Source organism: Methylobacterium terrae, assembly GCF_003173755.1.
GTDB lineage: Bacteria > Pseudomonadota > Alphaproteobacteria > Rhizobiales > Beijerinckiaceae > Methylobacterium > Methylobacterium terrae.
The window spans coordinates 384,900-406,984 of record NZ_CP029553.1; the positions used below are offsets into that span (position 1 = coordinate 384,900).

A 22,085-nucleotide genomic window follows, 5' to 3' on the forward strand; every position below is an offset into this window, starting at 1 on the left:
AATGCACCGGACCGCCCGTCCCCCCATGACGGCACCGGTCCCGCGCGGCCTCAGCCGAAGGACGCCCCGGCGGCCTCTTCCAGGATCTGGAACGCCTGGTCGCCGAACTTGCGGCGAACGTCCGTGTAGTAGCCGGCAGATCTCAGCTTGGCGCGAAACGAGTCGGCATCGACGTCGTTGAACGCGATCCCGCTCCTGACCATCGTGTCGCGATAGCTCTGCTCGAGCCCGGCGAGATCGTTGCGCTGCGCCCGCCCCGCCTCGTTCAGCCGGCTTTCGACGATCTCCTGAAGCGCCTCCGGGATACCCTTCCAGACGCGGCCGTTGAACAGGACCCAGTTGCCCTGCCAGATGTGATTGCTCAGGGAGCAGAATTTCTGAACTTCATGGAAGCGCGACGTCACGATCAGGCTGAGCGGGTTTTCCTGCGCATCGACGATCCGGGTCTGCAACGCGGGATAGACGTCGGTGAACTGCACGCTGGTCGGCGCCGCGTCCAGCGCCTTGAACAGGCTCGTATAGGCGGCGGCGCTCGGAACGCGGATCTTCAGCCCGCTCAGGTCCGCGACCGTCCGGATCGGCTTCACCGACGTGGTGATCTCCCGGAAGCCGAGGTCCCAGGACGTGCGAGCGGCGTACAGGTTGCTCTTCGCGAATGCGTCCCGGATGTGGGCGCCGAGCTTGCCATCCATGGCCGGCCAGACCTTCGAGGCATCGCTGAAGGCGAACCCGGTTCCGTCCAGGGCCGCCGCGGGCACGACCGTCGACACGACGAGGCCGCCGATGACGTAACCTTCGACGGCTCCGGACCGCAGCTGGCTGAGGGTGTCCGCTTCGCCCCCGAGCTGGCCGTTCGGAAAGATCCGCAGCTCGACCCGGCCGTCCGTGTCCTTCGCGATCCTGTCGGCGGCCTCCAGGAGACGGGTGTTCGTCGGATGTGCCGCGGCCAGCGGGTGCGCGATCTTGAGGCTGAACTCGGCGGCGGCGGCACGACGGACGAACGGTGCGGCGACGAACGGCACGGCTGCGATCGCGGGCAGCGCAGTCCTGCGGTGAATGAGGCCCATCCCCATCGTGGTCGCCCTCCCCTGTCGAGCTGTCGCTATTCGCGCCCTGAACTCCCGCATCGTGCCGGCCACGAATCGACCAGGCAACATTTTTTGACTATCTTTCAAATTTTGAAAGCAAGAGCAGATCGCGAGAGGTCGGCATGAGCGGTTCGATGGAGAAGGCGCTGGCTATTCTGGAGTATCTGGCATCCCGCCCGCACGGAGCACCGCTCGTGGCGATCGCGACCGATCTCAATCAGATCCGCAGCGGCTGCCATCGCACCCTGAACGAGCTGGTGAAGTCCGGTTACGTCCGGCCGCTTCGGCGCGGGGAATACGCCCTCACCACGAAACTCTCCTCGATGGGCATGAGCTTCCTGAGCAAGTCCGGCATCATCGACATCGCGCAGCCGGTCATGAACAGGTTGGCCCGGGAGACGGACGAACTCGTTCGTCTCGCCATCCTCGACGGAAACCGGCTGACCCTGGTCGCGAAGGCGGTGGGGTCGAAGGTCGGTCTGCTCTACGATCCCGACATGGGCATCGACCTGACGCTCTCATGCAGCGCGGCGGGCCATGCCTGGCTTGCAACCCTGAGCGACCAGCAGGCGACCGAAATCGTGGTCCGTCAGGGCCTCGGCGATCCGGCGAGCTACGGGCCGAACGCGCCGGTCACCGTCGAGGCTCTCCTCCCGATGCTGCAGGCGCACCGGAAGCGGGGCTTCAGCATGATCCAGGACATGTATGCGTCCGGCATGAGCTCGGTGGCCGCGGTGGTGAGGCGCAAGGGCGAGCCGGCGGCGGGCGCCCTCGTCATCGCCGGTCCGTCCTCCCGCTTCACCGAGGAACGCATGCTCCGTCTCGGACCGAGCCTGGTGAAGATGGCGAACGAACTCGCGCTGATCGGAAGTGCGTCACCGCTTCTCAAGACGGACGGCCGCGGCACCTGGGGCAACATGGCGTGACGCCGTCCGACAAGCCGGTTCCGGACGGCCTTCCGGGCCGCGCGCGCTACGCCCCATCCCGCGCCAGCACCAGGAGCGCCCGCCCCGGCAGCCGCACGCTCCCCCCGCGCCGCACCGCCTCCCGCCCCGCCGGCCGCCCGTCCGCGACCGTGGTGTCGAACAGCGGCGTCCACGGCCCGCCGATCACCTTGGCGAGCCGGAACTCCAGCGCGCCCTCCCCGGCATTGGCGAGGATCAGGAGGCGGCGCCCGTCCGGCGCGTCGTTGCCGATCTGCATGCCGAAGGCGCGGCGCTCAGGCTCGCCCCAGGCGCCGTCGTCCATCTCGGCGCCGCAGGGCGAGAGCCAGTGCACGTCCTTGAAGCCCCCCGGCGCCACGGTCTCGCCGGTGAGGAACTTCCGCCGGCGCAGCGCCCGGTGATCGCGACGGAGCGCCAGGAGGTGGCGCACGAACTCGGTGAACTCGGCGTCGCCGCCGTCGCTCTCCCAGTCCATCCAGGAGGTGGGATTGTCCTGGCAATAGGCGTTGTTGTTACCGCCCTGGCTGCGCGAGCGCTCGTCGCCCATCAGCAGCATCGGCACGCCCTGCGCCAGCAGGATCGTGGCGAGCAGGTTGCGCTTCTGGCGCGCGCGCAAGGAGAGGATCTCGGGGTCGTCGGTCGGGCCCTCGACGCCGTAGTTGCGCGAGACGTTGTGGCCGTGGCCGTCGCGGTTGCCCTCGCCGTTGGCCTCGTTGTGCTTCTCCTCGTAGGCGACGACGTCGGCGAGCGTGTAGCCGTCGTGGGAGGCGATGAAGTTGATGCTGGCGGACGGCCCGCGGCCGGAAGCCGAAAAGATCTCCTTGGAGCCGGTCAGCCCTTGCGTCAGCTTCGGCAATTGGCCGGCGTCACCCCGCCAGAAGCCCCTTGCCGCGTCGCGGAACTGGTCGTTCCAGTCGCTCCAGCCGACCGGGAAGCCGCCGAGCTGGTAGCCGCCCATGCCGATGTCCCACGGCTCGGCGATGAGCTTGACCCGGGACAGGACCGGGTCCTGCGCCATCGCCTGCAGCACCGCGGCGCGGGGCGTGAAGTCGTGGGGGGAGCGGGCGAGGCTGGACGCCAGGTCGAAGCGGAAGCCGTCGATCCGGTACGCCTCGACCCAGTGGCGCAGCGAATCGAGCACCATCTGCATCACCCGCGGCACCGCGACGTCGAGGGTGTTGCCGCAGCCGGTGCAGTCGATGTCGCGGCGCGGATCGTCGGGCTGGAGCTTGTAGTAGCTCGCATTGTCGATGCCGCGGAACGACAGGCTCGGGCCGGTATGGTCGGCCTCGCAGGTATGGTTGTAGACCACGTCCATCAGCACCTCGATGCCGGCGGCATGGAGCTGGCGGATCGCGCTCCTCAGGCCGGGGATGCCGGCGGGGCCGAGGTAGCGCGGCTCGGGCGCGAAGTAGTTGAGCGGCGAGTAGCCCCAGAAGTTGGAGAGGTCCTTCTCGACCAGGAAGCGGTCGTCGACGAAGGCCTGGATCGGCAGCAATTCGACCGCCGTGACGCCGAGGCGCACCAGATGCTCGACGATCGCCGGGTGGCCGAGCGCCGCGTAGGTGCCGCGCCACGGCAGGGGCACCCCCGGATGGGTGTGGGTCAGGGCCCGGACATGGGCCTCGTAGATCACGCTGTCGACCAGCGGGTGGCGGAGCGGCGGGTCGTCGTGGACCGGTGCCTCGGGAGCCGTCACCACGCCCTTCGGCATCATCGGGGCGCTGTCGCGCCGGTCGAGCACGTCCTCGCGGTGGCTGCCGCGGCGATACGGGTAGAGCGCGTCGTGCCAGCGCACCCGGCCGTGCAGCTCGCGGGCATAGGGGTCGATCAGGAGCTTGTGCGGGTTGAAGCGGTGGCCCCGCCCCGGATCCCAGGGGCCGTGCACCCGGTAGCCGTAGAGCTGGCCCGGGAGCACCCCGGAGAGGTAGCCGTGCCAGACGTCGTCGGTGCGCCGCGGCAGCCGGACCACGTCGGTCTGGACGCGCCCCGTCGGATCGAACAGGCACAGGTCCACTGCCGTGGCGTGGGCGGAGAACAGCGCGAAGTTGACCCCGCGCCCGTCGAAATGGGCGCCGAGCGGGGCCGGGGCGCCGTCATCGAGTGCGATCATCCGGTCCGTCATTCCCTGGGGCACGAGCCTGTTCACGAGCGAACATGCCCGCGGACCGGCCGGCTGCCAAGCTGACGGATGCTCCCGTCCTCAGGCCGCCGCGCTCGCCGGCTCGCGGGAGACGAGTGCCACCGCCTCGCGCAGCGTGTCGAGGCCCGCATCCGGCCGCGTGCCGGCGACCGAGAGGTGGCGGCGGTAGGGCCGTGCCCCGGGCCGTCCGTTGAACAGGCCGAGCATGTGCCGGGTCATGGTGTGCAGGCGCACGCCCTCCTGGAGCCGCTTCGCGATGTAGGGCGCGTAGGCCTCGATCGCCGCGAACGGATCCGTCACCGGGGCCAGCTCGCCGAACAGCTCCGGATCGACGCCCAGCAGCAGCGCCGGCTCGGCATAGGCCGCGCGGCCGAGCATCACCCCGTCGAGGGCGATCCCGTCCCGCGGCGCGAGCTCGGCCGCGGCGATCGCGAGATCCTGCAGGCCGCCGTTGAGGGCGATCGGCAGATCCGGGTTCGCGCGCTTGAGGCGGTGGACCCGGCTGTAATCGAGGGGCGGGATGTCCCGGTTCTCCTTAGGCGACAGGCCCTTCAGCCACGCCTTGCGGGCATGCACGATGAGCGCGTCGACCCCCGCCGCCCGGACGGCGGCGGTGAGCGCGTCGAGCGCCGCCTCCGGGTCCTGGTCGTCGACGCCGATGCGGCACTTCACCGTCACCGGCACCGAGACGGCCGCCTTCATGGCGGCGACGCACTCAGCCACCAGGCCTGGCTCGCGCATCAGGCAGGCGCCGAAGCGCCCGTCCTGCACCCGGTCCGAGGGGCAGCCGACATTGAGGTTCACCTCGCGGTAGCCGAACTCTTCCGCGATGCGGGCGGCCGCCGCGAGGTCGCCCGGATCCGACCCGCCGAGCTGGATCGCCACCGGATGCTCGGCCGCATCGAAGCCGATCAGCCGCTCCCGCGGCCCGTGCAGCACGGCGCCCGTCGTCACCATCTCGGTGTAGAGCAGGGCGCGGGCCGAGAGGATGCGGTGGAACGCCCGGCAGTGGCGGTCGGTCCAGTCCATCATCGGGGCGACGGAGAAGCGCCAGGGCGAGGAAGGAGCAGTATCGGTCATGGTCGTGAGGTGGTGATCCGCCCGGTCTGGTCCATGCCGGGACCCGTCATGAGATGGGGAGCGCGGCGTCAGTGCCCGTGCTTGCAGTTCGGACCGTGGACGTGCCCGTGATCGTGCGGGTGGCCATGGTCATGGTGGTGATCGTGATGGGCGTGGTCGTGATGGGCGTGGTCGTGATGCCCGTGATCGTGGTCCCCGTGACCATGGTCGCGGTGGTCGTGCTCAGCGTGGGCATGACCATGGTGATGGTCGTGCCCGCAGGTGCTGTGGTCGTGGGCCGCCGCCTCCTTCTCGGGGCGGAACGGGCGCTGGAGCGCGCTCGCGGTGCAGCCCTGGCCGCGGATCAGCTCGGCCACCACCGGGTCGTCGAGGACGTAGAGCGCGTCGGCCGTCACCTCGGCCTGGACGTGGTTGCTGCCGAGCTGCCAGGCGAGGCGGGTCAGGCGGAGCGGGTTCTCGGCCTTGACCGCGAGCAGGGCCTGCGGGGCGGCGAGGATGCGCACCAGGCGCCCGTCCTCCAGGCGCACCGCGTCGCCGTCCTCGAGGGTGGTCTCGCGGTCGAGGTCGAGACGGAAGGCGAGGCCGCCCCGCGCCGTCAGCTCGGCGCTGCGGCGCGAGCGGGCGGCGTGGTCGAGGGCGACCTCGTCGGCGACGGCGTCGGGGCGCACGGCGGCTTTGCGGACGATGGTGGTGGCGCGCTGCATCGGGTCCTCGCGGGCGTTCAAGCCGGGCATGTCCGGCCCCTTTAGAGCATTTGGCGCCCGGGCGGCAGGGGCCCGGGCCTGTGGCCTGCGCGCCGCACCGCCCCGATTCGCGCCTCGGGCCCGGGAACCATCGGACGGCCAAGCTCATTTTGCGTTCAGGCACGGTACGGCTAAGCTGCCGGACAGCGGCGCGGGCGCGACGCCCGGAGCCAGACCGCGAGACGCACGAGGGGACAACACCATGAAGAAGCTCATCGCCGCCACGCTCGCCGGCGCCCTGGCCCTGTCGGTCGGCGCCTGCAACACCCCCGGCGACCGCGCCGCCGGCGGCGCCGCCCTCGGCGGCCTGACCGGCGCGGCGATCGGCGCGGCGGCCACCGGCCGGGCCGGCGGCGCGCTCGCGGGCGGCCTGATCGGCGCGGCCGGCGGCGCCGTGGTCGGCGCGGCCACCGCCCCCCAGTGCCCCTACGGCACCTACCGCGACCCCTACGGCAACGTCTACTGCCGCTGATCGGCCTCGCCTGAGCGCCCCGGCGGTCTTGCCGCCGGGTGCGCTACCACATTCCGCGGAACGCGCGGGGGCGCTACAAGGGCCCCATGACGCGCCCGCTCCCCCGAGACCCGATCCCCCTCCCCCGCCCGACCGAGATCCGGAGGCGGGCGTGAGCCAGGGCGTGTGGGGCAAGCTCGGCGGTGCCGGCCTCGGGCTCGCCGCCGGCGGTCCGCTCGGCGCGCTGATCGGCGCCGTCGCCGGCCACTTCCTCCTCGACCGCGAGGGCTCGCTGTTCGGGCCCACCCCCCGCGAGGTGGTGTTCACCACCGGCCTCGTCGCGCTCGCCGCCAAGATGGCGAAGTCGGACGGGGTGGTGACGCCCTCCGAGGTCGCGGCCTTCGCCGAGATCGTGCGGGTGCCCGAGGACGAGCGCGCCGGGGTCGAGCGGCTGTTCGACCTCGCCAAGCGCACCACCAGCGGCTTCGAGGGCTATGCCCGCCAGGTCGCCGAGGCCTTCCACGACGAGCCCGCCCTGCTCGAGGACGTGCTCGACGGCCTGTTCCACATCGCCAAGGCGGACGGCGCCGTGCACGAGAGCGAGGCGCGCTACCTCGCCGAGGTGGCGGCGATCTTCGGCTTCGACGAGGCGCGCTTCGCAGGCATCACCGCCCGGCACGTGCGGCTGGCCGACGATCCCTACGAGGTGCTGGGCGCCGCGCGCTCGCTGACCGATGCCGAGCTGAAGGCGCGCTACCGGGCGCTCGTCTCGGAGAACCATCCCGACCGGGCGGTGGCCCGCGGCCTGCCGCCCGCGGCGGTGGCCATCGCGACCCGGCGCCTCGCCGCCATCAACGCCGCCTACGACCGCATCGCCGCCGAGCGGCGCCCGAGTTGAGCCCAAGGTCTCGCCGCCCGCATGAGCCTCACCCCCGACAGCCCGGTCGCCACCCAGGTGGTGCCCTCCCCCAACCACGACGAGCGGACCCTGCCGGTCGACGCGCTGATCCTGCACTACACCGGCATGGCGAGCGCCGCCGAGGCGCTGCTGCGGCTCTGCAACCCGCTCGCCAAGGTCTCGTCGCACTACCTCGTCTTCGAGGAGGGCCGGGTGGTGCAGATGGTGCCGGAGGCCCGCCGCGCCTGGCACGCCGGCGTCTCGGCCTGGGAAGGCGTGCGCGACATGAACTCGCGCTCGATCGGGATCGAGATCGCGCATCCCGGGCACGCCGAGGACGGCAGCCTCGCGCCCTACCCGGAGGCGCAGATGGCGGCGGTGACGGCGCTCTGCCGCGACATCCTCGGACGTTGGCCGATCCGGCCCGACCGGGTGCTGGCTCATTCCGACATCGCGCCCGAGCGCAAGATCGATCCGGGCGAGAGCTTTCCCTGGGGCGCCCTCTCCCGGGACGGCATCGGCCACTGGGTGCCCCCGGCCCCGATCCGCGACGGGCGCTTCTTCTCCGAGGGCGATGCCGGCCAGCCGATCGAGGCGCTGCAATCGATGTTCGCGCTCTACGGCTACGACCTGCCGGTGAGCGGCACCTTCGACGCCAGGACCCGCGCGGCGGTGACGGCGTTCCAGCGCCACTTCCGCCCGGCCCGGGTCGACGGGGTGGCCGATGCCTCGACCATCACGACGCTGCGGGACCTCCTGGCGGGCAAGCCGGGGTGAAGGGCGCCCGACGGAGCGGGAGGACCCGTCGTCGCACGGCGCCCTCCGCTTGACGGCCCGAAGGCCGCGCCGCAGAAACATCTTCTCCAAAGAAAGAAAACGGGAGGATGTTGTCGCGTGTCCGAGCCGACGATCCTGCATCGACGCCGCTTCCTCGCCGGCACGGCCATGGGGGCGGTCGGCGTCGCCTCCGCCGCGCGCGCCCAGGGCCCCGCGGCGGATCCGGCCAGGCCGGCGCCGCCGAAGCCCGACGCCAAGGGGACGTCGGACGCCAAGGGGAAGCCCGACGCCAAGGGCTTGCCGGGCACCATCGCCTGGAAGGACCCGGACGCCCTCATCGTTCACTCCAACCAGACCGTGGAGACGAAGCGCGGCTTCATCGGCAGCGGCATCGTCACGCCGATCGGCCGGCTGTTCATCCGCAACAACGTCGCCCCGCCCCCGGACGGCATCGTCGCCGATCGGGATGCGTGGCGGCTCGAGATCGCGGGCGTGGCCGATCCGAGGACGCTGACGCTGGCCGAGCTGAAGCGCCTCGGCCTCGCGAGCGTCGCCACCGTGCTGCAATGCTCCGGCAACGGCCGCAAGTACATGCAGGACGCGCTGCAGCCGGGCCAGAAGATCTCGGGCACGCCGTGGACCGTCGGGGCGGCGGGCTGCGTGATCTGGAGCGGCGTGCCGCTCAGGGCCGTGGTCGACGCGCTCGGCGGCCCGGCGGCCGGCATGCGGTTCGTCACCGGCACGGGCGGGGAGGAACTGCCGGCCGGGCTCAAGCCCAAGGACGTGATCGTCGAGCGCTCGGTCCCGATCGCGACCCTCGACACGGTGCTCCTGGCCTGGGAGATGAACGGCGAGCCGCTTCCCCTGGCGCATGGCGGCCCGTTGCGGATGATCGTGCCGGGCTACTCGGGCGTGAACAACGTCAAGTACGTCAAGACGGTGGCGCTGACGGCCGTCGAGACCGACGCCAAGATCCAGGCCGCGAGCTACCGCATGCACGGCGTCGGCGAGCGGGCCGGCCCCGGGCAGCCCTCGATCTGGGAACAGCCGGTGCGGTCGTGGATCACCGCACCCCTGGAGGACGGGGCGGCGGGCCGCGCGGTCGTCACCGGCATCGCCTTCGGCGGCGTGAACGCGGTGGCGCGCGTCGAGGTCTCGGTCGACGGCGGCCGCAGCTGGAGCGACGCTCCCTTCATCGGGCCCGACCTCGGCCGGTACGCCTGGCGGCAATTCGCCCTCGCGCTCGACCTGCCGGCGGGGACGCACGTCCTGGTGAGCCGGGCGACCGACGCGGCCGGCAACGTTCAGCCCGAGGAGACGCCGCCGAACGGCGGCGGCTACAGCTACAACGGCTGGCGCGGACCGGCCGTGAGCCTGAGAACCGCCTGAAGTCCCTCCCGCCCCGACGGTCCGCATCCCGGCGATGCGGGCCGCGAAAGCCCGTGATGAAAGCTGCGACCCGCCTCGCTCTCTGCGTCGTCCTGGCTCTCGCCGCGGCTCCGGCCTCGGCGGACCCGGCACGCCTCGCCCTCGGCAAGCGCGTGTTCACCGAGCTGGCCGAGCCGGGATGCGGCGTCTGCCACGCGCTCGCGGATGCGGGCACGACCGGAGCGGTCGGGCCGGCCCTCGACACGCTGAAGCCGGATGCGGGCCGCGTGGCGACGGCGGTGACGAACGGCATCGGGGTGATGCCGGCCTTCGAGGACCTGACCCCGGAGCAGGTCGCCGCCGTCGCGCTCTACGTCGCGACCGTCACCGGCGCCCAGCGATAGGCCGGCCCGGCGCGAGGCCGAGAGACGATGAGGGGCGCGACGGCGCGCCCCTCGCGACCTCCATTCACCCGTGGCTGCTGCCGAGCCGTCCGCGCGGCGCGTCGGCCTGGGGCAGACCTTGCGGCGGGGCCTGGGGCAGTGCGGCCGGCGTCTCGGCGGCGCCGCGGGTGCGCCACAGGCTGTAGACGATGCCGCCGGCGAGCAGGACCACCGTCACCACCAGGGCGACCCAGGGCTGGATCTCGATCAGCCCGAACGTGTCCGCCACCACGATCTTCAGGCCGATGAAGATCAGGATCAGGGCGAGCGCGGTCTTGAGGTAGGCGAAGCGGTCGACCATCGCCGCGAGCGCGAAGTAGAGCGCGCGCAACCCCAAGATCGCGAAGATGTTCGAGGTGTAGACCACGTAGGTGTCGGTGGTGATGGCGAAGATCGCCGGCACGCTGTCGACCGCGAAGATCACGTCGGCGCCGTTCACCAGCACCAGCGCCAGGGCGAGCGGCGTCAGCCACAGCACCGGCTTGCCGGTCTTCGGGTCGGGCCGGCGTGTGGTGAACTTCTGGCCGTCGAGCTCGTCGGTCACCCGCATGTGCCGGCGCATGAAGCCGGTGAAGCGGTCGGCGGACTTGTTCTCGCCCTCCTCCTCGTCGCCCGAGACCAGCATCTTGATGCCGGCATAGATCAGGAAGGCGGCGAAGATCGTCAGCACCCACTCGGCCTGGTGGACGAGGGCGGCGCCGAGCCCGATCATCAGGCCGCGCAGCACGATCGCCGCCAGGATGCCCCAGAGCAGCACCCGGTGCTGCGCGTTGCGGGGGATGCCGAGGTAGCCGAAGATCACCGCGATGACGAAGACGTTGTCCATCGACAGCGACTTCTCGACGATGAGGCCGGCGAGGTATTCCTGGCCCGCCTGCGGGCCGATGTACCACCAGACCCAGCCGCCGAAGATGAGGCCGAGGGTGAGGTAGAAGGCGGTGAGGAGCAGGCTCTCCTTCACGCCGATCTCGCGACTCTTGTCGCGATGCAGGAGACCGAGATCGAGGGCGAGCAGGATGAAGATGACGGCGTGGAAACCCAGCCACATCCAGACCGGCTTGCCGAGCCACGTCATGTACAGGAAATCGACCATCGCGGGACCGTGATGCTTCGAGGAGGAAAGCATCGGCTCCGACATCACGAGCGCGAGAAGCGCAGCTCGCCAGAGGGGCCCGCAGCCGATGGCGACGACTTATGTTCCGGATGGCGGCGGATCAAGGGCAGCCGGAGCCGACGGCCACGCTCTTATTTTTTCGCCCTGCCCGCGCGGCAGGTTGACAGCGCCGCCCGCGTCGCGGCCTTGGGCGCGGATGACGAAGCCGAGCGCGCGAGTGTCCGTGAACGTGGCGGTGATCGGAGGCGGCCCCGCGGGCCTCTCCGCCGCCGAGATCCTGGCAGCGGGCGGCCTGCGGGTGACCGTGATCGAGCGGATGCCCTCGCCGGCCCGCAAGCTGCTGATCGCCGGACGCGGCGGCCTCAACCTCACGCACAGCGAGCCGCTGGAGCGCTTCCTCGCCCGCTACGCCCCGCCGGAGCGACGCCTTGACGCAGCGATTCGGGAATTTCCGCCTCAGGCCCTGCGCGACTGGTGTGCGGATCTGGGCCAGCCCACCTTCGTCGGCTCGAGCGGCCGGGTGTTCCCGGAGGCCTTCAAGGCTTCGCCGCTGCTGCGGGCCTGGCTCGCCCGGCTCGACGGCCTCGGCGTGGCCCTGCGCACCCGCACCCGCTGGACCGGCTGGGACGAGGGCGGGGCGCTGACCCTCGCGGGAGACGAGGGCCCGGAGACCCTGTCCGCCGACGCGACGGTGCTGGCCCTGGGCGGGGCGAGCTGGCCGCGGCTCGGCTCGGACGGGGCCTGGGTGCCGGTGCTGGCGGCCGAGGGCATCCCCGTCGCTCCCCTGCGGCCGGCCAATGCGGGCTTCACCGCGGCGTGGTCGCCGGTCTTCGCCGAGCGCTTCGCCGGGGAACCGCTCAAGCGCATCGCGCTCCGCCTCGGCTCCGGAACCGTGCGGGGCGAGGCGGTGATCACCCGCGAGGGGATCGAGGGCGGCGCGATCTACGCCCTGTCCCGCCCGATCCGCGAGGCGATCGAGGCCCGAGGCGAGGCCGTGGTGCAGCTCGACCTGCGGCCCGATCTCGACGCGGCGGCTCTGGCCCGCCGCCTCGCCGGCGCCCGGCCGAAGGAATCCCGCGCCACGGTGCTGCGCAAGGCCGCGGGGCTGAGCCCGCCGGCGGCCGGCCTGCTGCGCGAGGCGGTCCGCGACCTGCCGACGGAGCACGCTTCGCTCGCGGACCTGATCAAGGCGGTGCCGCTGCGCCTGACCGGCCTGCGGCCGATCGAGCGGGCGATCTCGACCGCCGGCGGCGTCGCCTTCGCGGCCCTCGACGAGCGCTTCATGCTGCGGGCACGACCCGGCACCTTCCTCGCCGGCGAGATGCTCGACTGGGAGGCGCCGACCGGCGGCTACCTGCTCCAGGCGAGCTTCGCCAGCGGTCGGGCGGCGGCGGCGGGGGTGCTGGAATGGCTGGCGGAGCGGTGACGGCCGGCCGTCCCTTCGCCGATCGAGGTCGATGCGACCCGCACATCGACACTGCTCCGCGTCGTCCCGGGGCTCGCCGGAGGCGAGAGCCCGGGATCCGTCACCGCCGACGGTGCGGAACAGGGCGACCGGCGATCCGCTTGATCCTGCGACCATCGGCGTTCGTGGATCCCGGGCTCCGCTCCGGCGGCCCCGGGATGGCCGGGAGGGTGCGGGTCCGGCCGAGAGAGCCGGACCAATCGTCAGAGCTTCGCGCAGAACCCGACCATGCCCGACGAATCCGACGGGCACATCGCCACCGCCTCGCCGCTCTCGCGGCGGGTGAAGTTCGGGGTGCCGCCGCGCAGGCAATAGGCGGACACGAAGGTCTCGCCCTCGTCGCAGGCGAGCTCGCAATGCGGCTTGGCGCAGCCGTCGGTGCGCAGCATCCGGAACGGCAGGGCGGCACTCGCCGTCGCGGCGCTCCCCGCCGATCCGGCCGGCCCCTGCGGCCCGGCCGGGCCCGCATCGCCCTTCGGGCCTGCGGCGCCCCTGGGACCCGCCTCGCCCTTGGGACCGGCGTCGCCTTTGGGACCTGCCTCGCCCTTGGGCCCGGCGTCGCCTTTGGGGCCCGTCTCGCCGCGGGGCCCCGCAGGGCCCGGCTCGCCTTTCGGCCCCGCGTCGCCCTTCGGCCCGGCGAGCCCGGCCATGCCCTGCGGCCCGGTCAGGCCCGGCTCGCCCTTGGCGCCCGGGGCGCCGGTGGCGCCGCAATTCGCCACCGCGATCTCGCGCGAGGCCTCGCCGGCCTTGAGCGTCGCGACGCAGTTCTGCGGCACGTAGGGCACCTTCAGGGTGAAGCGCCCGCGCTTGTCGGAGGTGACCGGGATGTCGTCGTCGAGGGTGACGACCACGCCGGCCTTGCCGACGCTGCCGGAGACGGTGAGGTCGCCGGCCTCGATCCGGGCGTCCCAGACCGTGATGGCCGGCTGCGCCGGGGCGGCGGCGCGTCCGCCGGCCGGGGCCGGCTGCTGCGCGAGGCCCGGGCCTGCCAGGACGGCACCCGCGGACAGGAGAGCGGACAGGATCAACGCGGCGCGGCGTGGACGCATCGTTCGGCCCCAAGGCATGACGGGAAGCCCCGCTCTCGCGGGCGGCGCACCTTGGGGCGCGGTCAAGCTGCGGTCAACTGCGTAGATCCGGCCCGGTCGGGCGGTCCTCAGGCCTCGTCGTCGAGCACGCCCTCGAGGGCGTAGTGGCGCACCGTGCGGCGGTTGGCGATCAGCTCGTCGACGCTCGGCTCGCCCTTCAGCGCCCGGGCGATGGCGAGCTTCGTCGCCTCGTAGTTGGTGCGGTAGAGGTCCTTCCGGTCGAGGTTCGGGTCCTCGGGGCAGCGCGGGTCGAGCCAGATCATGATGATCATGCAGAGCTCGTCGAGCCCGTCGCGCGGCAGGATGCCCTCGATGATGCAGTCGACGATGGCGTCGCCGGTGGCGGCCTGGACTACGCCGCCGAGGAGCTCGACGTACTCGGCGGTGTGGATCGTCGCCTTGGTGGTCATCATCGTGGCCGGGCGCACCAGCTGGTTGAGGTCGCGCACCACGAACATCCGGGTATGGCCCTGGACCTGCCCCATCATCGAGGCGAAGGCCTGACCGACCGGCCCGCGCACCGAACCGATCAGCACCTCGGGCATCGCGTCGGTGTACTGGCCCTCGGCCGCCAGCACCGTGGCCTCGCCGGTCCGGAAGACGATCTCGCTCATGGTCCGATTCCTCGTTGGATTTCCGGCGCGGGTCGACCACGGCGGCGGTCGCAGCGTCAACGGTGCCGAACCCATCGACCTGCCCGGAAATTGGTCTATAGGGCCGAGACCACGGGGACTTGGCACCCGTGAAACAGCTGAAGCGGACGGATGAGCGATCGCGACTGGACCCTGCGGGTGACGCCGACCGAGGCGGGCGTGCGGCTCGAACTGGACCTCGCCGACCTCGACGGCGCGCCGGTCACGGCGGCGATCGCCCTCGACCGGGCGGAGGCGCGCCACTTCGCCCGCGCGATGCTGGCCGCCGCCGGCGACGCGGCCGAGCGCACCTTCCCCCACCCGCCGACCGGGCGCGAGGACTGACCGGCACGGGTCAGCTCCGCGGCGGTTCCCGCCGCCCGATCCGCGCCGCGAACCAGTCGGCGAGGATGTCGCGCTCGTAGGCGAGGGCGGACGCCCCTCCCCTCCGGGCGCGCAGCAGGAAGTTGACGTCCGTCACCGTCTCCTCGGCCGCCAGGACCACCCGGCCGCGCTCCCGCAGGGCGTAGCGCAGGCGCAGGCGCGGCGGGGTGGCGTCGGTGACGAGGCGCGGGGCGGTGGGACCGGCGCCGGGCAGGTCGGTGCCGGCGAGGTCGACGTCGAGCACGTCGACGGCGAGGCTCTGCCCGGGTCGGAGCGTCCGCGCGGCGAGGTCCCGGAAGATCCGCTCCAATTCGCCGATCGTCGTGCGCAGGGTCGGGCCGGAGCCGAAGCGGCTCTCGGCGTCGGTGTAGCGCTCGGGCGCGACGAAGGTGAGGCTGAAGGGCGACTCGGGACGCGCGGCTTGCGCGCCCGCGGCGGCGACGAGGCCGAGACACAGGCAGATCGCCAGGACGCTCCGCACGGCCGAACCCCTCCCACCTGGCGGCACCTCGCCGCGATCGAGGGTCCAACGCGGCGGGGAAGCCGGGGTTCTGCCGCCCGCGGTCAGTACCGGCCCGGCAGGCGCGGCACCTTCGTGCCGGGCTTCTCGATCGGCTCGGCGCAGGAATAGACGAACTCGGTCTGGAGATCGGTGAACACCGTCTCGCCGACGATGGTGCAGGTCTCCCGCGCCGTCTCCTTGAGGTAGGTCGCGGCGGCCTCCGAGAAGCGGCGCCGGCGGGTGAGCGCCGGGTCCTGGCCGGACAGGCCGCAGCCGGTGAGCTCGCGCAGGTTGTTCGAGACGATCAGGACCTTGCGCTCCCGGCGCTGGTCGTAGACCTCGTAGGGATCGTTGCAGCCGATCGTGACCACCTGCGGCTGGAGGCCGACATAGGTCTTCGAGATGTAGGAGAACTCGGTGCAGCCGGCCGCCGCCGCGACGGCGCCCGCCACGGCGACGAGGGCGAGCCTCCCTGGTCCTGTCCGCATCCCCGATCCTTCCCGCCCAATCTCTTCGGCGCCCTCAAGCCCAAGCTTTGAGCCGGGGCGGGCGCGGCGGTCAAGCCCGGGTCGGGAGGTGGGATCAAGCTCCTCCACTGCGTCGTCCGCAGGGCTGTCCAAGGGAAAGAAAAAGGCGCGGGTTTCCCCTCTCCCCGCTGGCGGGGAGAGGCCTGAGCTCCGAAGGGGCTCAGGAAGCCCGAAGGGCGAGGGTGAGGGGGTGTTTCCGGAGGAGCCTCATCCTGAGACACCCCCTCACCCTCGCTCCGGCTTTCGCCTGCGCTCACTGCGGACCCAACAAGGGGTCCGCAGTCCTCTCCCCGCCCGCGGGGAGAGGAGAAACCCGCGCTATGCTCGTCTCGAAGGTCTCCTCAGATAGCCATGCGTCGTCCGACGGGCCGCCCCCGGAGGCGAGCCCCCCTACTCCGCCGCCGCGCGGTACCGCGCCGTGTCGTAGTTCAGCACCGGCCCGAGCCAGCGCTCGACTTCCGCAACGTCCATCCCCTTGCGAGCGGCGTAATCCTCGACCTGATCGCGTTCCACCTTGGCGACGCCGAAGTAATGCGCGTCCGGATGGGCGATGTAGAGGCCGGAGACCGAGGAGCCCGGCCACATCGCGTAGGATTCGGTGAGCTTGACGCCGATGCGCGGCTCGGCCTGGAGCAGGTCGAACAGCGTCGTCTTCTCGGTGTGGTCGGGCTGGGCCGGGTAGCCCGGGGCCGGACGGATGCCGGCATAGGGCTCGGTGACGAGGTCGGCCGGCGAGTAGGTCTCGTCGGCCGCGTAGGCCCAGAACTCCCGGCGTACCCGCTCGTGCATTCGCTCGGCGAAGGCCTCGGCGATGCGGTCGGCGAGCGCCTTGACCAGGATCGACTTGTAATCGTCGTTCTGGCGCTCGAACCGCTCGGCGATGCGGACCTCCTCGAGGCCCGCCGTGACGACGAAGCCGCCGACATAGTCGGGGAGCCCGGTCTCGCGAGGGGCCACGAAGTCCGACAGGCAGGTATTGGGCCGCCCGTCGCGCTTCGAGAGCTGCTGGCGCAGACCGTGGAAGGTGGCGAGCGTGTCGGTCCGGCTCTCGCCGGTGAACAGCCGGATGTCGTCGCCGACCCCGTTGGCCGGCCAGAAGCCGATCACCGCCTTCGGGTTGAACCAGCGCTCCTCGACGATCTGGCGCAGCATGGCTTGCGCGTCCTCGAACAGGGCGCGGGCGGCCGGTCCCTGCTCGGGATCGTCGAGGATCGCCGGATAGCGGCCCTTGAACTCGTAGGTCTGGAGGAACGGCGTCCAGTCGATGTAGGGGACGAGCTCCGCCACCTCGTAGCTGCGGAACACCCGCGTGCCGGTGAAGGTCGGCTTGACCGGCTTGTACGCCGCCCAGTCGGCCTTGAAGGCGTTGGCGCGAGCTTTCGCTAGGGCCAAGCGCTGCTTGTCGGCCTCCGAGCGGGCATGGGCCTCGGCGACGCGCTTGTACTCGGCCCGCACCGCCTCGATCGTCTGCACCTTCGAGTCCGGCGAGAGCAGGTTCGAGACCACGCCGACCGCGCGGCTCGCATCGGTCACGTAGACCGCCTGGCCCTTGGCGTAGGCCGGGTGGATCTTCACTGCGGTGTGGACCCGGCTCGTCGTCGCCCCGCCGATGAGGAGCGGCACGTCGAACCCCTCGCGCTCCATCTCGGCCGCGACGTGGACCATCTCGTCCAGAGACGGCGTGATGAGGCCCGACAACCCGACGATGTCGACGTTCTCACGCCGCGCCGTATCGAGGATCTTCGCCGCCGGCACCATCACGCCGAGATCGATGATCTCGTAGTTGTTGCAGGCGAGCACGACGCCGACGATGTTCTTGCCGATGTCGTGGACGTCGCCCTTCACGGTCGCCATCAGCACCTTGCCGGCCGCCTGTCGGCCGCCGACGCCACCATTGGCGGCTTTCTCCGCCTCCATGAACGGCATCAGGTAGGCCACCGCCTGCTTCATCACGCGGGCGGACTTCACCACCTGCGGCAGGAACATCTTGCCGGCGCCGAACAGGTCGCCGACCACGTTCATGCCGGCCATCAGCGGGCCCTCGATGACGTGGAGCGGGCGGGCGGCCTTGGCGCGCGCCTCCTCGGTATCGGCCTCGATGTACTCGGTGATGCCGTTGACCAGCGCGTGCTCCAGGCGCTTCTCGACCGGGGCCTCGCGCCAGGCGAGATCGGCGGTCTTGTCGCGCGCTTGTCCCCCCTCCTTGAAGCGGGCGGCGGCGTCGAGCAGGCGCTCGGTCGCGTCCTCGCGCCGGTTGAGAACCACGTCCTCGCACAATTCGCGGAGCTCGGCGGGCAGCTCGTCGTAGACCGCGAGCTGGCCGGCATTCACGATGCCCATGTCCATGCCGACCCTGATCGCATGGTACAGGAACACCGCGTGCATCGCCTCGCGCACCGGCTCGTTGCCGCGGAAGGCGAAGGACAGGTTCGAGATGCCGCCCGAGATATGGGCGTGGGGCAGGGTCTCGCGGATGATCCGGGCCGCCTCGATGAAGGCGACGCCGTAGCCGTTATGCTCCTCGATGCCCGTCGCCACCGCGAAGACGTTGGGATCGAAGATGATGTCCTCAGGGGGAAAGCCGACCGTCTCGGTCAGCACCTCGTAGGCGCGGGTGCAGATCGCGACCTTGCGCTCGAGCGTGTCGGCCTGGCCCTGCTCGTCGAAGGCCATCACCACGACGGCGGCACCGTAGGAGCGGCAGATCTTCGCCTCGTGGATGAACTTCTCCTCGCCCTCCTTGAGCGAGATCGAGTTCACGATCGCCTTGCCCTGCACGCATTTCAGGCCGGCCTCGATGACCGAGAACTTCGAGGAGTCGATCATCACCGGCACGCGGGCGATGTCGGGCTCGGCGGCAACGAGGTTCAGGAACTCGACCATCGCCTTCTGCGAATCGAGCAGGCCCTCGTCCATGTTGACGTCGATCACCTGGGCGCCGGCCGCGACCTGGTCGCGGGCGACATCCAGGGCGGCGGCGTAGTCGCCGTTGGTGACGAGCTTGCGGAAGCGCGCAGAGCCGGTGACGTTGGTCCGCTCGCCCACGTTCACGAACGGGATCTCGGGCGTCAGCGTGAACGGCTCCAGCCCTGAGAGCCGCATCAGGGGCTTCACGGTCGGCGCCCGGCGCGGTGCCTTGCCGGCCACCGCCCCGGCGATCGCCCGGATGTGGTCCGGCGTGGTGCCGCAGCAGCCGCCGACCATGTTGACGAGGCCGCTCTCGGCGAACTCGCCGACGAGCTTGGCCATCGCCTCCGGGCTCTCGTCGTAGAGGCCGAACTCGTTCGGCAGGCCGGCATTCGGGTAGGCGCAGACCAGCGTGTCGCAGGTGCGCGACAGTTCGTCGATATGGGCGCGCATCTCGCGGGCGCCGAGCGCGCAGTTGAGGCCGAAGGTGACCGGATCGGCGTGGCGCAGCGAGTGCCAGAAGGCGGTGGGCGTCTGGCCCGACAGGGTGCGGCCCGACAGATCCGTGATGGTGCCCGAGATCATGATCGGCAGGCGGATGCCGGTCTCGTCAAAAACCTGCCAGGACGCCGCCACCGCCGCCTTGGCGTTCAGCGTGTCGAAGATCGTCTCGATCAGGATGAGTTCCGCGCCGCCGGCGATCAGGCCGCGCACCTGCTCGGCGTAAGCGTCGCGGACCTGGTCGAAGGTCACGGCGCGGTAGCCCGGGTTGTTGACGTCCGGCGAGATCGACAGGGTGCGGTTCGTCGGGCCGATCGCGCCGGCGACGAAGCGGCGGCGTCCGTCCTGCTTCTCGGCGAGCAAAGCCGCCTCGCGGGCAAGCCGCGCGCCTTGCGCGTTCAGCTCGTGGATCACCGATTCCATGCCGTAATCGGCCTGGGCAATGGTGGTGCCCGAGAAGGTGTTGGTCTCGACGACGTCGGCGCCGGCGAGGAAGTAGTCGAGGTGGATCTGCCGGATCGCGTCGGGCTGACTGAGGATCAGGAGGTCGTTGTTGCCCTTCTGGTCATGGGCATGATCGCGGAAGCGCTCGCTGCGGAAATCCGTCTCGGTCAGGCCGAGGCGCTGGATCACCGTGCCCATCGCCCCGTCGAGGACGAGGATCTTCTCCGCCGCGCGCCGGCGCAGGGCGGTCAGGATGTCGGCACCGTCGGCGGGGCGGAAGTCGGTCATCGGGGTGGGGTTCCAGCGGGTCGGGCAGGTGCGGAATCGGACCGGGCCGCGCTATGCGGCCCGGGAACATGTCAGTGGTGAGGAGACCTTGGGGAAATCAGGCCGCCGCCTTCTCCGCCGCCACCGGCGCCGCGCGCAAGCCCAGCAGGTGGCAGATCGCGTAGACGAGGTCGGCGCGGTTCATGGTGTAGAAGTGGAAATCGGTGACGCCGCGGTCGACGAGATCCAGCACCTGCTCGGCGGCGACCGCCGCGGCCACCAGCTTGCGGGTGGCGACGTCGTCCTCCAGCCCCTCGAAGCGGGCGGCGAGCCAGTCCGGCACCGAGGCGCCGGTGCGGCGGGCGAAGTTGGCGGCCTGCTTGAAGTTCTGCACCGGCAGGATGCCGGGGATGATCGGGATGTCGATGCCGCGCGACTGCACCCGGTCGAGGTAGCGGAAGAACAGGTCGTTGTCGAAGAAGAACTGGGTGATGGCGCGGTCGGCGCCGCAATCGACCTTGGCCTTCAGCGCGTCGAGATCCTGGTCGAGGGAGCCGGCTTCGGGGTGGCGCTCGGGATAGGCCGAGACCGAGACCTCGAAGTCGCCGATGCGCTTGATGCCGGCGACGAGGTCGCAGGACCGTTCGTAGCCGCCCTGATGCGCCGAGTAGGCGGTGCCGACGCCCTCCGCCGGGTCGCCGCGCAGGGCCACGATGTGGCGCACGCCGGCCTCGTGGTAGGCGCGCACCACGTCGTCGACCTCAGCCTTGGTGGCCGCCACGCAGGTGAGGTGGGCGGCGGGCTTCAGGTCGGTCTCGCGCACGAGGCGAGACACGGTGTTGTGGGTGCGCTCGCGGGTCGAGCCGCCGGCGCCGTAGGTCACCGAGACGAAGCTGGGGTTCAGCGGCGCGAGGCGCTCGATCGACGACCACAGGGTCGTCTCCATCTCGGGGGTCTTCGGGGGAAAGAACTCGAACGAGACCCGGATCGGGCGGCAGCTCTCGCGGCTCGGGCGGAAGGAGGTGGCGTACATCGGCGGCCTCGGGCGAAAAAGACGGTGACGGGTTCAGGCGACGGCGCGGTCGGGCAGGCCGATCTGTCGATCGGCAGCGGCCTGCGCGTGATGGGCGAGCCAGAGCGTGACGGTGAGCTGGTGCTCCGCGCCCCCGGAGGGCGCGAGGTGGCGCAGCCGCACGTCGGTCAGGCCGGCCTCGGAGAGCCACCCCGCGACCTGCTCCGGGGCGAAGCCGAGGCGGCGATGCGCCTCGTCCGCGCGGAGGAATTCCAGGCTGTGGGGGGCGAAATCGACGACAAGGAGGCGGCCGCCGGGGGCGACGAGGCGGGCGGCCTCGCGCAGGGCCCGGGCCGGGTCGTCGAGGTAGTGCAGCACCTGATGGATCAGCACGAGGTCGAAGCTCGCCCGGCCGAAGGGCGGGGCGTGGATGTCGCCCTGGCGCAGGTCGACCCGGGTCAGGCCCTGGCGCTCCAGGTTGGCGCGGGCCACCGACAGCATCGCGTGGTTGGCGTCGAGTCCCGTCGCCCGGGCGGCGCGCGGCGCCAGGAGGCCGAGCATCCGGCCCGTGCCGGTGCCGAGATCGACGAGGCTGCCGATCGGATCCGTCCCGAGCGCGTCGAGCACCGCCGCCTCGACGGTGGCCTCCGGCACGTGGAGCGAGCGCACCCGGTCCCATTGCGGCGCGAGCCGGGCGAAGAAGCTCTGGGCGGCGTCGGCGCGCTGCGCCCGCACCGCCTGGAGCCGGGCGCGGTCCTCGGAGAGCGGCGGCTCGGCGGCGTCGAGCGCGGCGATGAGCGGCGCCACCAGCCCGGACGCGCCCTCGCGCAGGCGGAAGAACGCCCAGGCGCCCTCGCGGTGGCGCACCACCAGCCCGGCCTCGACCAGGAGCTTGAGGTGCCGGGAGATCCGCGGCTGCGACTGGCCCAGGATGTCGGTGAGATCGGAGACCGACAGCTCGCCGTCGCCGAGCAGCACCAGGATGCGCAACCGCGTCTCCTCCGCGGCGGCCCGCAGCACGCCCAGGGCGTCGGCGAAGGGGACGGTGGCGGTCATTCCGGGGTGCTCCTCGCCTCCAATACGAAACATAAAGATATCTTTATGTGAGGAATACGGAGGGCGCAAGCGGCGTTTCGTGGGCGGGATCGTGGCAGGGCGGGTGGATTGACCGGGATGGCGGCGGGACGGTGTCCGTCGGGCCGACAGGGCGAGGTAGGCGCGGGTCGTCGCCTCTCCCCGCGGGCGGGGAGAAGAGAGGCCCACGCCCAATCTTTTCCCCGCAGCCCCGCGTTGACCGGCCCCGTCCT

General features: G+C 71.6%; 20 protein-coding genes. 8 read left to right on the forward strand and 12 right to left on the reverse strand.

Annotated elements, in window-relative coordinates:
- Nucleotides 1-50: 50 nt before the first annotated feature.
- A complete protein-coding gene (locus tag DK419_RS01695; protein ID WP_245442788.1) occupies nucleotides 51-1,073 on the reverse strand; it encodes a TRAP transporter substrate-binding protein in 1,023 nt (340 codons plus the stop codon).
- Between the two features lie 137 nt (nucleotides 1,074-1,210).
- Here DK419_RS01695 and DK419_RS01700 point away from each other — a divergent pair, with 137 nt between their 5' ends.
- Nucleotides 1,211-2,014, forward strand: a complete 804-nt coding sequence (locus DK419_RS01700) for an IclR family transcriptional regulator (RefSeq protein ID WP_109957571.1) — start codon at nucleotides 1,211-1,213, stop codon at nucleotides 2,012-2,014.
- A gap of 46 nt (nucleotides 2,015-2,060) precedes the next feature.
- Here the strand turns inward: DK419_RS01700 and glgX are convergent, their stop codons facing one another.
- The 3 genes from glgX to DK419_RS01715 form a co-directional block, all read right to left on the reverse strand.
- Nucleotides 2,061-4,145, reverse strand: coding sequence for a glycogen debranching protein GlgX (glgX, locus tag DK419_RS01705; RefSeq protein ID WP_109962057.1), 2,085 nt, complete (start codon nucleotides 4,143-4,145; stop codon nucleotides 2,061-2,063).
- A 90-nt stretch (nucleotides 4,146-4,235) separates the two neighbouring features.
- Nucleotides 4,236-5,255, reverse strand: a complete 1,020-nt coding sequence (gene dusA, locus DK419_RS01710) for a tRNA dihydrouridine(20/20a) synthase DusA (RefSeq protein ID WP_109957572.1) — start codon at nucleotides 5,253-5,255, stop codon at nucleotides 4,236-4,238.
- A 68-nt stretch (nucleotides 5,256-5,323) separates the two neighbouring features.
- Nucleotides 5,324-5,959: an urease accessory protein UreE gene (locus DK419_RS01715; RefSeq protein ID WP_109962058.1), complete on the reverse strand. Its 636-nt coding sequence runs from the start codon at nucleotides 5,957-5,959 to the stop codon at nucleotides 5,324-5,326.
- A gap of 241 nt (nucleotides 5,960-6,200) precedes the next feature.
- Here DK419_RS01715 and DK419_RS01720 point away from each other — a divergent pair, with 241 nt between their 5' ends.
- The 5 genes from DK419_RS01720 to sorU all read left to right on the forward strand — a co-directional run bounded on the left by DK419_RS01720 (nucleotide 6,201) and on the right by sorU (nucleotide 9,896).
- A complete protein-coding gene (locus DK419_RS01720; RefSeq protein WP_109957573.1) occupies nucleotides 6,201-6,470 on the forward strand; it encodes a hypothetical protein in 270 nt (89 codons plus the stop codon).
- Nucleotides 6,471-6,621: 151 nt separating this feature from the next.
- Entirely contained in the window at nucleotides 6,622-7,347 is a 726-nt protein-coding gene (locus DK419_RS01725) for a J domain-containing protein (protein ID WP_109957574.1), read from the forward strand.
- A gap of 21 nt (nucleotides 7,348-7,368) precedes the next feature.
- The gene (locus DK419_RS01730) at nucleotides 7,369-8,124 is read left to right on the forward strand and encodes an N-acetylmuramoyl-L-alanine amidase (protein WP_109957575.1); all 756 of its coding nucleotides are present in this window, start codon (nucleotides 7,369-7,371) and stop codon (nucleotides 8,122-8,124) included.
- Between the two features lie 117 nt (nucleotides 8,125-8,241).
- Nucleotides 8,242-9,513 (forward strand): SorT family sulfite dehydrogenase catalytic subunit, encoded by a 1,272-nt coding sequence (gene sorT, locus DK419_RS01735; RefSeq protein ID WP_245442789.1) that lies wholly within the window; start codon nucleotides 8,242-8,244, stop codon nucleotides 9,511-9,513.
- A gap of 56 nt (nucleotides 9,514-9,569) precedes the next feature.
- The gene (gene sorU / locus DK419_RS01740; protein WP_109957576.1) at nucleotides 9,570-9,896 is read left to right on the forward strand and encodes a SorU family sulfite dehydrogenase c-type cytochrome subunit; all 327 of its coding nucleotides are present in this window, start codon (nucleotides 9,570-9,572) and stop codon (nucleotides 9,894-9,896) included.
- A gap of 64 nt (nucleotides 9,897-9,960) precedes the next feature.
- Here sorU and DK419_RS01745 read toward each other — a convergent pair whose 3' ends face one another.
- A complete protein-coding gene (locus DK419_RS01745; protein ID WP_109962060.1) occupies nucleotides 9,961-11,028 on the reverse strand; it encodes a TerC family protein in 1,068 nt (355 codons plus the stop codon).
- A gap of 238 nt (nucleotides 11,029-11,266) precedes the next feature.
- Here DK419_RS01745 and DK419_RS01750 point away from each other — a divergent pair, with 238 nt between their 5' ends.
- A complete protein-coding gene (locus DK419_RS01750) occupies nucleotides 11,267-12,475 on the forward strand; it encodes a TIGR03862 family flavoprotein (RefSeq protein WP_425352625.1) in 1,209 nt (402 codons plus the stop codon).
- A 242-nt stretch (nucleotides 12,476-12,717) separates the two neighbouring features.
- Here the strand turns inward: DK419_RS01750 and DK419_RS01755 are convergent, their stop codons facing one another.
- Together DK419_RS01755 and DK419_RS01760 are read right to left on the reverse strand one after the other, a co-directional pair.
- Entirely contained in the window at nucleotides 12,718-13,563 is an 846-nt protein-coding gene (locus tag DK419_RS01755) for a collagen-like domain-containing protein (RefSeq protein ID WP_109957578.1), read from the reverse strand.
- 107 nt (nucleotides 13,564-13,670) lie between these two features.
- Entirely contained in the window at nucleotides 13,671-14,216 is a 546-nt protein-coding gene (locus DK419_RS01760) for a formaldehyde-activating enzyme (RefSeq protein WP_109957579.1), read from the reverse strand.
- A 150-nt stretch (nucleotides 14,217-14,366) separates the two neighbouring features.
- On the opposite strand from DK419_RS01760, the gene DK419_RS01765 reads away from it, so the two are divergent.
- Nucleotides 14,367-14,579: a hypothetical protein gene (locus DK419_RS01765; protein WP_109957580.1), complete on the forward strand. Its 213-nt coding sequence runs from the start codon at nucleotides 14,367-14,369 to the stop codon at nucleotides 14,577-14,579.
- 10 nt (nucleotides 14,580-14,589) lie between these two features.
- On the opposite strand, the gene DK419_RS01770 is transcribed toward DK419_RS01765, so the two are convergent.
- From DK419_RS01770 to DK419_RS01790, 5 genes are all read right to left on the reverse strand, one after another.
- Nucleotides 14,590-15,099: a DUF3016 domain-containing protein gene (locus DK419_RS01770; protein ID WP_245442790.1), complete on the reverse strand. Its 510-nt coding sequence runs from the start codon at nucleotides 15,097-15,099 to the stop codon at nucleotides 14,590-14,592.
- 83 nt (nucleotides 15,100-15,182) lie between these two features.
- Complete coding sequence (locus DK419_RS01775; protein WP_109957581.1) at nucleotides 15,183-15,608, reverse strand: hypothetical protein; 426 nt, start codon at nucleotides 15,606-15,608, stop codon at nucleotides 15,183-15,185.
- 429 nt (nucleotides 15,609-16,037) lie between these two features.
- The gene (metH, locus tag DK419_RS01780) at nucleotides 16,038-19,787 is read right to left on the reverse strand and encodes a methionine synthase (protein WP_109957582.1); all 3,750 of its coding nucleotides are present in this window, start codon (nucleotides 19,785-19,787) and stop codon (nucleotides 16,038-16,040) included.
- A 97-nt stretch (nucleotides 19,788-19,884) separates the two neighbouring features.
- A complete protein-coding gene (gene metF, locus DK419_RS01785; protein WP_109957583.1) occupies nucleotides 19,885-20,799 on the reverse strand; it encodes a methylenetetrahydrofolate reductase [NAD(P)H] in 915 nt (304 codons plus the stop codon).
- Between the two features lie 33 nt (nucleotides 20,800-20,832).
- Nucleotides 20,833-21,834 carry an ArsR/SmtB family transcription factor gene (locus tag DK419_RS01790; protein ID WP_109957584.1) on the reverse strand — a complete coding sequence of 334 codons (1,002 nt, stop codon included), beginning with the start codon at nucleotides 21,832-21,834 and terminating at the stop codon, nucleotides 20,833-20,835.
- Between the last annotated feature and the right edge of the window lie 251 nt (nucleotides 21,835-22,085).

Coding starts and splice junctions, on each gene's coding strand:
- glgX (WP_109962057.1), bottom strand. CDS start 4,145: ATGATCGCACTCGATGACGGCGCCCCGGCCCCGCTCGGCGCCCATTTC.
- DK419_RS01745 (WP_109962060.1), bottom strand. CDS start 11,028: ATGGTCGATTTCCTGTACATGACGTGGCTCGGCAAGCCGGTCTGGATG.
- sorU (WP_109957576.1), top strand. CDS start 9,570: ATGAAAGCTGCGACCCGCCTCGCTCTCTGCGTCGTCCTGGCTCTCGCC.
- metF (WP_109957583.1), bottom strand. CDS start 20,799: ATGTACGCCACCTCCTTCCGCCCGAGCCGCGAGAGCTGCCGCCCGATC.
- DK419_RS01730 (WP_109957575.1), top strand. CDS start 7,369: ATGAGCCTCACCCCCGACAGCCCGGTCGCCACCCAGGTGGTGCCCTCC.
- DK419_RS01760 (WP_109957579.1), bottom strand. CDS start 14,216: ATGAGCGAGATCGTCTTCCGGACCGGCGAGGCCACGGTGCTGGCGGCC.
- DK419_RS01765 (WP_109957580.1), top strand. CDS start 14,367: ATGAGCGATCGCGACTGGACCCTGCGGGTGACGCCGACCGAGGCGGGC.
- DK419_RS01720 (WP_109957573.1), top strand. CDS start 6,201: ATGAAGAAGCTCATCGCCGCCACGCTCGCCGGCGCCCTGGCCCTGTCG.
- DK419_RS01695 (WP_245442788.1), bottom strand. CDS start 1,073: ATGGGGATGGGCCTCATTCACCGCAGGACTGCGCTGCCCGCGATCGCA.
- DK419_RS01775 (WP_109957581.1), bottom strand. CDS start 15,608: ATGCGGACAGGACCAGGGAGGCTCGCCCTCGTCGCCGTGGCGGGCGCC.
- DK419_RS01790 (WP_109957584.1), bottom strand. CDS start 21,834: ATGACCGCCACCGTCCCCTTCGCCGACGCCCTGGGCGTGCTGCGGGCC.
- DK419_RS01755 (WP_109957578.1), bottom strand. CDS start 13,563: ATGCGTCCACGCCGCGCCGCGTTGATCCTGTCCGCTCTCCTGTCCGCG.
- metH (WP_109957582.1), bottom strand. CDS start 19,787: ATGACCGACTTCCGCCCCGCCGACGGTGCCGACATCCTGACCGCCCTG.
- dusA (WP_109957572.1), bottom strand. CDS start 5,255: ATGACCGATACTGCTCCTTCCTCGCCCTGGCGCTTCTCCGTCGCCCCG.
- DK419_RS01700 (WP_109957571.1), top strand. CDS start 1,211: ATGAGCGGTTCGATGGAGAAGGCGCTGGCTATTCTGGAGTATCTGGCA.
- DK419_RS01715 (WP_109962058.1), bottom strand. CDS start 5,959: ATGCAGCGCGCCACCACCATCGTCCGCAAAGCCGCCGTGCGCCCCGAC.